The sequence below is a fragment of the Shewanella sp. KJ2020 genome (assembly GCF_024197625.1).
In the GTDB taxonomy this organism is placed as follows: Bacteria; Pseudomonadota; Gammaproteobacteria; order Enterobacterales; family Shewanellaceae; genus Shewanella.
In genome coordinates this window covers 1-9,614 of sequence record NZ_JAKUKD010000009.1, presented here as the reverse complement: position 1 = coordinate 9,614, position 9,614 = coordinate 1, and the positions used below count along the sequence as shown (strand labels likewise).

Genomic DNA, 9,614 nt, shown 5'->3' with positions numbered 1-9,614 from the left:
TGGATCCATCATCTTCATCATAATCGCCTCGAATATTTAGCCCTAGACGATCTGATCACAATGCGGGGAATGAGTTCAAAAAAAATCCCTGAGCATTGTTCAGGGATTTGTGTATGAGAGACAGGCAAATGCTGGCTTTTTGTTTCCTGTCGATCTTTAGCTTGTCATATCAGCAATACGATGAATTATGGCAGATGTTTAACTAGGGCCAATCGTCACTATTCCAGCGATACAGCCATGTGGCTGCGAGTGGTTTGTTATCCTTTTTCAGCTGTATACGCAGTTCGGTCAGATTGGTGCTTTCAGGATCGAAGGTGACGAATACTCGGGCGCCATTGATATCAGGGTGGGGGACAATGCGAGTCGATAGGATTTTGCCTTTGCTAATGCTGGCATCAATCACCATTTTATCTAAGTCCTGCGCTTTGATATTGCTGTAATCGATTTGCAGCTCTTTACCTTTTGCCAGTTTTTGTCCCTTTGAGCTACGGACAATGCGCGCCTTAGATGCGGCATTTGGACTGTCATTCGCGGCGGTAATGCGATAGGAATAATGGTAGGACTGATCCTTTTTTAGTCCACCAAGGGGTTCCCAATAGGTCACTATATTATCGTTAGTTTCGGCATTCGATGGAATTTCAAGCAGTACCAGCTGACCTTTTCCCCAATCGTTGAGCGGCTCTATCCAAGCAGAAGGACGCAGGTGGTAATTCGACTCGAGATCTTGATAGTCATTGAAGTTGCGATGGCGTTGGATCAAACCAAAGCCTTTAATGTCTTCGTCACCAAAGGCACTGATCTGTAATTTATTGGGGTTGTTTAATGGGCGCCATAGGCGTTCGCCATTGCCGCGATCGATTTGTAGCCCCTCGGAGTTATGTACCGCAGGACGATAATCGGGTTTGTCCGGCGTATCTACACTACCGTATAAAAACATTGAGGTTAGCGGCGCGAGTCCCACATGGGCAATATCGCGGCGAGGGAAAAGCGTGACATTCACTTCAACCCGGGTTGGCGAGCCGGGGTAAATCCCAAAACGATAGGCACCCGTTACACTTTGGCTGTCTAAGAGGGCATGAACCACGATGGCGGTTTGATATTTTGAGGGTCGTTCAACCCAAAAGCGCTTAAATAAGGGATATTCTTCCCCCTTAGGTTGGGCAACATCAATGGCTAGGCCGCGGTTGGATAAACCGTAGGTTTGGCCTTTAGATAGGGCTCGAAAATAGCTAGCACCTTGAAACATGATGAATTCATCTTTGACATCATCGTCATTAATCGGGTAGTGGAGACGTATGCCCGCATATTGGCCCACCTGGGTCAGCAGTTTCTCAATGGCATCACTGGGTACATCAAAGGAAGCTTCTGTTAACTCAAGGGGGTAAGCGTGGCTATTTTCGACCACATCGATATCGACGAGGTTTTTATATAAAAAACCCGGAGCAAATAGCTGCACGGAAAACTTGGTGGGCGTGCCGCCCCAAATGGCGGCATTTTCTTGATAATTAATTTTGCCATAGGTGGCATAATCCAAATCAATCAATTCCTTAGGTGCTTTTCTCGCCTCTTTAAAGGGTGTTTGAGCCAGCTGTTGGGCGAGACTGATAACGGTCGCTTGGGAGAATGTTTGGGCTTTTTTAGCGTCATCTGGGGTCGTGGCTAGGGCTGGGCTCAGGCTATGGGCGCCGATAAAACAAGCGAAAGCTGTGCCTAGCAAGCGTTTGTATGTGTGACCTGGTTGCTTTGCTGTAAAAGCGGGATTGTGGCTTGGACGGTTGAATGTTAAATGCGGTCGCAAAATGGAAACTCCTCACTTTTATGATCTTTGAATGCCAATGCAGCATTTTTTAATCACTTTAATCCTCAACGATAAATGACTTATCTGGCAAATTTGCCATTAATGGGATCTTCTACTTGGAATGGCGATCAGTTTCACTTTGTATATCAAACTGATCGCTAACGAAATTAGTGCAGATATGCGAGTGGCGCAAGCCTTTTCTTAGTTTTTAGCCCATGCATAACATTAACGTTAAGCATGGATACAAACTCTGCGCTCACAACATTCCCTTGGTTTTTAAGCCTAGCACGCTTGTTTTGTATAAAGCGTTTAGTCGATCTTATTTGAGTAAATGGGATAAATCGCTCCCAAGGGGGATGGGAATTTCCTGCTGTTCGCCACAGAACAAATAGGCAGGATTGTCACCTAAGAGTGAGAGTGTATCCCCCTGACGCCAGAGTGCGCTGCCTTCGACAATGCCGATAACGGGGGTTAAGGGATCGACACGAGTGAATTCGAATAAGCGTTGGGCACGGGTTTCCCCATTATGACCGGGTGCACGGTAATTGGAATAATGTGGATTGAGTTGAAAAGGCACAATATTTAATGCGGTGAATGAAGGTGGCTCAATAATCGGCATATCATTAGTGGTTCTAATGCTTAAACCTGCTACGTTAGCACCTGCGCTCCAACCAATGTAAGGTTTGCCTTGGGCGACTTCTTCACGAATAAGCTGCACCAGATCGTATTTGTAAAGCTCGTGTAGAAGGTGGAACGTATTGCCACCCCCCACCATAATCCCATCGGCATCTTTGATCGCTTTGCGGGGATCGCTGTGTTGGTGGATGCTACTGATATCGAGTTGCAGCTCACTCAAACCGGCGACGACTGAGGCTAAATAAGTGTCATAGCCCATGCTGATCCCCGCGTAGGGGATAAAGATCCACTTTTGGGCTTTTTCCGTCAGTGGCTTAATAAAGCGAATGGCATGGTTAAGGTAAGGAGTGTCACCGACACGAGAACTGCTCAGTAGTAAGGCATTGATTGTCATTTTTTATCCTGAAATCTCGGGGAGTGTCCGTATGTTAACAAAGATTAATCACGATAAACATACAGAAATCCACAGGAATCAGTGTGCAACGCCGACAGCGCCTAGATTTAAGTTTCGATTAATCTACTGTCCCTAGACTCACGAGCCATGAGAGACTGTGCCTGAATAAGAGAGAGTCTGAATAAGAGAAAGTCTACATAAGCGAAAAATAGCCCAATAGAAAAACTCTTTACATTTATCACTTGAATTTCGATTATTTGGACATATTATGTCTTTGAGCAAAGTTAAATGGCAATTATTGCCCTAAAGGAGCTGAAATGAAGCGTATTTTTTTATTAATTGCGACTAACCTAGCCGTGTTGCTGGTAGCCTCAATTGTGATGTCTATTCTCGGCGTGAATACGTCGACCATGGGTGGACTCTTGGTATTCGCGGCGATTTTTGGATTCGGCGGGGCCTTTATCAGCTTAGCCATTTCCAAATGGATGGCGAAAAAAGCCATGGGTTGTGAGGTGATCACCACGCCACGTGACAGCACAGAACGTTGGCTCGTTGACACTGTTGCCCGTCAAGCGCAGCAAGCTGGGATTAAAATGCCAGAAGTGGCCATTTATCAATCACCAGAAATGAATGCCTTTGCAACTGGCCCAAGCCGAGACAACTCGCTAGTGGCCGTGAGCACGGGTCTACTCTATGGCATGAGCCAAGATGAAATCGAGGGCGTATTAGCCCACGAAGTGAGCCACGTTGCCAATGGCGATATGGTGACCTTAACCTTGATCCACGGTGTAGTGAATACCTTCGTTATCTTCGCCGCCCGTGTTGTTGCAGGGATTATTAACAACTTCGTTTCCAGCAATGATGAGGAAGGTGAAGGTCTAGGCATGTTTGCTTATATGGCCGTTGTCTTTGTGCTGGATATGTTGTTCGGTATTTTGGCTTCTATCATCGTTGCTTACTTCTCACGTATTCGTGAGTATCGTGCCGATGAAGGTGCTGCGCGTTTAGCCGGCAAACATAAGATGATTGCTGCGCTGGAGCGTTTACGTCATGGCCCAGAAAGCACGGCGATGCCTGCTCAGATGTCGGCTTTTGGTATCAATGGCAAGCGCTCAATGGCGGAGATGATGATGAGTCATCCTCCACTGGAAAAACGTATTGCAGCATTGCAAGCCCGTTAATCTTAGGCTGTTAATTCCTAGCGATTAACTAAAATGCCGTCCCAAATGGGACGGCATTTTTTTATGCTATGGATAATCGCTTAGCCTCGCGCTTTAATCCGCCAATAAACCGCGACTACGTAACAGCGGCTCTATGCCTGCTTCCTTACCGCGGAAGTTTTTATACATCAACATAGGATCATCGCTTCCGCCCTTTGACAGGATATTGTTACGGAAGGAATCCGCAGTGGCCTTGTCGAAAATCCCATTTTCTTTAAAGGCTTCGAAGGCATCCGCCCCTAAAATATCCGACCAGAGGTAGCTGTAGTAGCCAGCAGAATAGCCGCCCGCAAAAATATGCGAGAAGTAAGTGCTGCGATAGCGTGGGCTGATTTCCTTAATTAATCCCATCGCCGCTAATGAATCGGCCTCAAATTGAGCGGCATCCTTGGGAGTGGTATCCGTCAGTGTGTGCCAGTCTAGGTCGAGTTTGGTCGCCGCCACATATTCAACCGTGGCAAAACCTTGATTGAACTTGCTGGCCGCTTGGATTTTCTTCACCAATTCCTGCGGGATCACTTCGCCGGTTTTGTAGTGTTTGGCGAATTGCGCCAGCACTTCTGGCTGAGTCATCCAGTTTTCGTTCACCTGTGAGGGAAATTCCACATAGTCACGTGGCACTGCGGTGCCGCCCTGTGAACGGTATTCCACCTTCGATAACATGCCGTGCAGGGCATGACCAAATTCGTGGAAGAGTGTGCTGGCTTCGTCGAAGGTCAGCAGTGCGGGTTCATCACCCACTGGGCGAGGGTAGTTGAGTACGTTAACAATAATAGGTTTAGAATCAACACCGTTCATATTGTATTGCTTGCGGTAGGAGTTCATCCAAGCGCCGCCACGTTTGCTATCGCGGGCGAAATAATCACCCATAAAGATGGCCATTAACTTGCCGTCTTTATCGTAAACTTCGAAGGTGCGGACCTCTGGATGGTATTTAGGTAAGTCGGTACGTTCTTTAAAGGTCAGGCCGTATAGACGGTTAGCCGTGTAGAACACGCCCTTTAATGTGCTGTCGAGGGAGAAATACGGGCGGGTCTGTTGCTCGTTAAAGCTGTACTTAGCCACTCGAATTTTGTCGGCGTAGTAATCCCAGTCCCAGGCTTGCAGGGTAAACTTGCCCCCTTGGCTGTCGATCAGGGCTTGCATATCCGCCACTTCCGCTTTGGCTTGGGCGAGTGCCGCTGGCCATACTTTATTCAGTAAACCGTAGACATTCTCTGGCGTCTTGGCGGTGCGTTCTTCGAGGACAAAGTCCGCATGGGTTTTGTAACCCATCAACTGGGCGCGCTCGGCACGCAGGGCGGCAATCTTAGCGAGGATAATCTTGTTATCGTTGGCGTTATTATTGTTGCCGCGCTCGATATACCCTTTGTAGAGCTTTTCACGTAACTCACGATTATCGGCGTAGGTTAAAAACGGCGTGATGGAAGGGCGTGAGGTCGTAAATACCCATTTGCCTTCATGGCCGCGTTTGGTCGCGGTTTGGGTGGCGGTGGCAATTACATCTTCGGGTAAACCGGACAGATCGTCTTTGGAGTCTATTACGAGTTCAAAGGCATTGGTTTCGGCGAGTAGGTTGTCACCGAAGGCTAAATTCAGTTTACCGATTTCCTCATTGAGTGCACGCAGCTTAGTCTTATCCTGCTCGCTTAAGTTAGCGCCGCCGCGGGTAAAGGCTTTATAGGTATCTTCCAACAATTTGGCCTGCGCCGTATTGAGCCCTAGACTGCCTTTGGCATCGTAAACGGTTTTAACGCGCTGAAACAGTTTATCGTTAAGCAGAATATCGTCTTCGGCGGACGATAGCATGGGCGACACTTCTTTCGAAATGGCTTGCAATGCAGGTGTAGTATCGGCGCCCGTTAGGTTAAAGAAAACGTTAGAAACGCGGGTGATGAGATCGCCAGAAAACTCCATGGCTTCAATGGTATTGGCGAAGGTGGGCTTATCTTTATTATCGACAATGGCCTGAATTTCTTCGTGCTGCTGGGCGATCCCCTCTTTAAATGCTGGGAGGAAATGCTCAGGCTTAATTTTGTCGAAGGCCGGAATTTCCATAAAAGTATCATAGGGTTTGAAGAATGGATTGCTGGCATTCTCGCTAATGATCTGTGCCGACATGACATTCGGCGCCGCGATAGCTTGCACAGCCGTATCACTTTGCTGGGCGCTGCAACCGCCTAAGGCCAAAGCGAGTGCGATTGCACTGAAGGTGAGATTAGCTGCGCGCGGTTTGAGGGCTTGTGGTTTGAGTATTAGTCCCTTCATTATTGGTTTCCCGTTTTGTCTATGGTGGTGATGGAGGTTTCAATGGCAGATAGCCAATAACCCTTAAATGGATGTTAAGTTGTCTGTTTTACATGTAACGAACGAGGGGTTCCATCGATTTTGTATTTTGTTTGTAACAAATATTGAGTAGCAGACTTTTACGCAAAGAACTATGGCAAACTTGGCGATGCCTTTAAGTCTGATATGACGCTAAGGCTTTAGGTTGTTTATTGTACGTTCCTAAATTTCTCAAATAATAAATAGGACCCCTAATGGATCTGCCTCTTTTTAATTATGCCAATTGCAGCAGAGCTTTTTCTTATTCCGTGTTAGCTGCTGCACTTTTTGTGTCGAGTCAAAGTGTTGCCTCCCAAGCCGTTCAAATCAAGGCCGTTCAAGCCCAAGCCGTTCAAACTAAGGTGCCGTCACTTAGTGCAAATGCGCTCAAGGTCGCCGATTATGCGGTCACTCAATACGATACGGCTATGGTGCAAAGCTTAGCTCAGTTAGTGAGTTTTAATACCGAGGCGGTAGCGGGGCAGACTCCTGATACTAATCCCGCTTTTGTGGATTTTAAGGCGAGTTTGAAGCAACTGAGCGAAGCTCTCGGGCTAGATTATGCCGACCATGGTTACGTGGTGTTGATTGGCCTAGATGCCAATTCGGCTGTAAGCAATGAACCTAAAAAGTTAGGCATAGTCACCCACGGCGATGTGCAGCCAGCCAATCCCGCATTGTGGGCGCAAAGCCCTTATTTACTCGATACCCAATCTGAACCTGGCAAACTGATTGGCCGCGGCACTGAGGATGACAAGGGCGCGATTGTCACCGCCATGTATGCGATGAAGGCGATTAAAGATCAGCAAATTATGCGCGATAGGCGTATCGAACTTTTAGTATATTTAGCCGAAGAGTCCGACTGGGAACCGCTGAAAACCTTTTTAACCAGCTACACGCCCGCAGATATGAACATTACTATCGATGCCGAATATCCCGTGGTTACCGCCGAAAAAGGCTGGAGTAAGATTAGCTTTACTGTGCCTAATATTACGATCGCTAATATAGAAGCTAAATCAGAGGCTTCAACTCAAGCGCCCACGTTAATGGCTTTCTCTGGCGGCTATTTTGCCAGCCAAATACCGCAGCAGGCTGAGGCGGAAATTAAAGCCGTAACCCCTGAGTTATTATCCAAATTACAGGACCGCGCCACGCATCAACAGGGGATGACGTATCGCTTCGAACATAGCTGCGCCAACAGCCAATGTGATGTACATATTTTTGCCGATGGCAAGGCGGCTCACTCCTCGACGCCGGAAGATGGTGTCAACGCTGTAACTCATCTAGCGGCCCTACTTGAAGTGCACTCTTGGCCAAAAACGACCGCTTCTTTAACCCTTGCCGCCATGAATGAGCTGGTGGGATTAGGCATTTACGCCGAGCAGTTTGGTGATTTAGCCTATAAAGATGATTTTATGGGACCGCTGACTTTAGCCCCAACTGTGGTTATGCAAACGCAGAAGGGCACAGAGGTGACCATTAATTTGCGTCGTCCTGTCGGCAAAACGCCAGAGCTGCTCGCTAAGCAAGCCAATGAAGCCTTAACCTTGTGGCAGGCTAAACACCAAGTGCAACTTGCTGATATCGAAAGTTATTGGGGCGAGCCTATGGTGATGAAGGATGCGCCGCAGCAACAAACTCTACTCGATGTATTTGCCCACTTTACTGGCATAGCTGACCCTAAACCCGTTGCGATTGGCGGCTCAACCAACAGTAAACTCTTCCCCAATGCCTTAAGTTTTGGCCCCGCCATGCCTGGCGTGGAATACACGGGCCATACCGAAAAAGAGTTCATCACCCATAAGCAATTTATGCTGAACCTAAAAATGTATACCACAGCGTTTATCGAACTATCGGCGGTGAAATAGCGCTCTTTGTGAAAGTGATTTTGGGATGGCACAAAAGTATTGGGTAGCAATAAAGTCTGTATCAAGTATTAAGCTAAGCATTAAGGGTTAATAGAACAATGGCGGTTAAATCTTAGATTTCCGCCATTTCAACTCTAAATACTCAAAGGCAGAAAGGCTCAAAGCTAGTGAGTTATATCGTCAGTTGTGCTGGATGAATTGTTATTGTTTCCCCTGTGACTCGCCGCCCTTGCATTTAACAAGAAGCGTCCCTGAGGGCTCGACGGCGACATCTGCTGTATATGGATTTACGAATGTTGCGATCACATGGATGTGAATGAGCAACCATGTCGCCAACGGTCACAGTTGCAACAATGCCAATCTTAGGTAAGTTCTCAATTTCGAAGTCTGCCCTAAAAAGCTGTTGCCCCATTACAAGTTTCGGCCCGTTAGCTCAATCGAAAATTCCCACTCCTACTGCCATACAAATTCTTATCTATTTGCCTATGTTTGGCCTTATCAGAAATCGTCTAACAATGCATGGGTATACAGTCATATTTAAATTTAGGTATTTTTTGTATGGTTCTAAGACAACAACAGTGCGCACTAATTCTATCTGAAATAAATAAAACTCTATAAAATCAGGTGAATATAGTAACTGAATTTTAGTTAATAGGTTTGGAAAACGCGCATGCGCGTTTTTCCGGATGGTGTATTAGATAAAAAGCTGATAAGTTCTTTGCAATACAAGCAGTTAATGATGCGCGTTTTTACTGGCCTAATGAGGTAAACGCGCATGCGCACTAATAAAAATGTTAGAGCTAAGGAAAGTGATGAGTATCACATTGGAAGAGATTACAAGTTCAAATTATGAAGACGTATGTGACTTAGATGTCACGGATGAGCAACAGGAATATGTTGCGAGCAATATTGGTTGAATCACATTACTGCCAAGGGCATACCTGCAGAGCTATCTATCAGAACGATAAGCCTGTCGGTTTTTTCATGTGGGTATCTGAAACGCCTGAAAAAGTTTCTATCTGGCGCTTTATGGTGGATCAACGCTATCAACAATCTGGTATTGGCAGAGTTGCACTAAATTTGGCGCTCAATGAAATCAAAGCCAGTGACAAAGTAAAAGAAATAGAAATTTGCTATGACCCTGAAAACCCAGTGGCCAAAAATTTTTATTCAAGTTTTGGCTTTCAGGAAGTGGGGCTGGATGAAGAGGGTGAAGATATGTTGGCAGTCATCAAGCTGTGAGCTCTAACAAATAAGGATAGGCCGCGCGTAGCCGCGACCTTATCCCAAGTGTTGAACAAGCCCGATGCTGGTTGTTGACACTTTATTATGCAAATAGCGGATTGAGAATGTGTACTGGCGAAGGTCTTATT

The 9,614-nt window shown here is 46.6% G+C and carries 5 protein-coding genes and 1 pseudogene; 3 read left to right on the top strand and 3 right to left on the bottom strand.

Annotation, left to right across the window (positions count from 1 at the left end; genetic code table 11):
• Positions 1 to 202: 202 nt before the first annotated feature.
• Positions 203 to 1,798 carry a glucan biosynthesis protein G gene (locus MJO46_RS05565; RefSeq protein WP_253988469.1) on the bottom strand — a complete coding sequence of 532 codons (1,596 nt, stop codon included), beginning with the start codon at positions 1,796 to 1,798 and terminating at the stop codon, positions 203 to 205.
• 319 nt (positions 1,799 to 2,117) lie between these two features.
• A complete protein-coding gene (gene pepE, locus MJO46_RS05560; protein ID WP_253988468.1) occupies positions 2,118 to 2,828 on the bottom strand; it encodes a dipeptidase PepE in 711 nt (236 codons plus the stop codon).
• 317 nt (positions 2,829 to 3,145) lie between these two features.
• On the opposite strand from pepE, the gene htpX reads away from it, so the two are divergent.
• The gene (htpX, locus tag MJO46_RS05555; RefSeq protein WP_253988467.1) at positions 3,146 to 4,009 is read left to right on the top strand and encodes a protease HtpX; all 864 of its coding nucleotides are present in this window, start codon (positions 3,146 to 3,148) and stop codon (positions 4,007 to 4,009) included.
• Between the two features lie 93 nt (positions 4,010 to 4,102).
• Here the strand turns inward: htpX and MJO46_RS05550 are convergent, their stop codons facing one another.
• Entirely contained in the window at positions 4,103 to 6,316 is a 2,214-nt protein-coding gene (locus MJO46_RS05550) for a M3 family metallopeptidase (RefSeq protein ID WP_253988466.1), read from the bottom strand.
• 272 nt (positions 6,317 to 6,588) lie between these two features.
• On the opposite strand from MJO46_RS05550, the gene MJO46_RS05545 reads away from it, so the two are divergent.
• Together MJO46_RS05545 and MJO46_RS05540 are read left to right on the top strand one after the other, a co-directional pair.
• A complete protein-coding gene (locus tag MJO46_RS05545; protein ID WP_253988465.1) occupies positions 6,589 to 8,241 on the top strand; it encodes a dipeptidase in 1,653 nt (550 codons plus the stop codon).
• Between the two features lie 812 nt (positions 8,242 to 9,053).
• Positions 9,054 to 9,483, top strand: a pseudogene (locus MJO46_RS05540) (GNAT family N-acetyltransferase).
• Positions 9,484 to 9,614 lie beyond the last annotated feature (131 nt).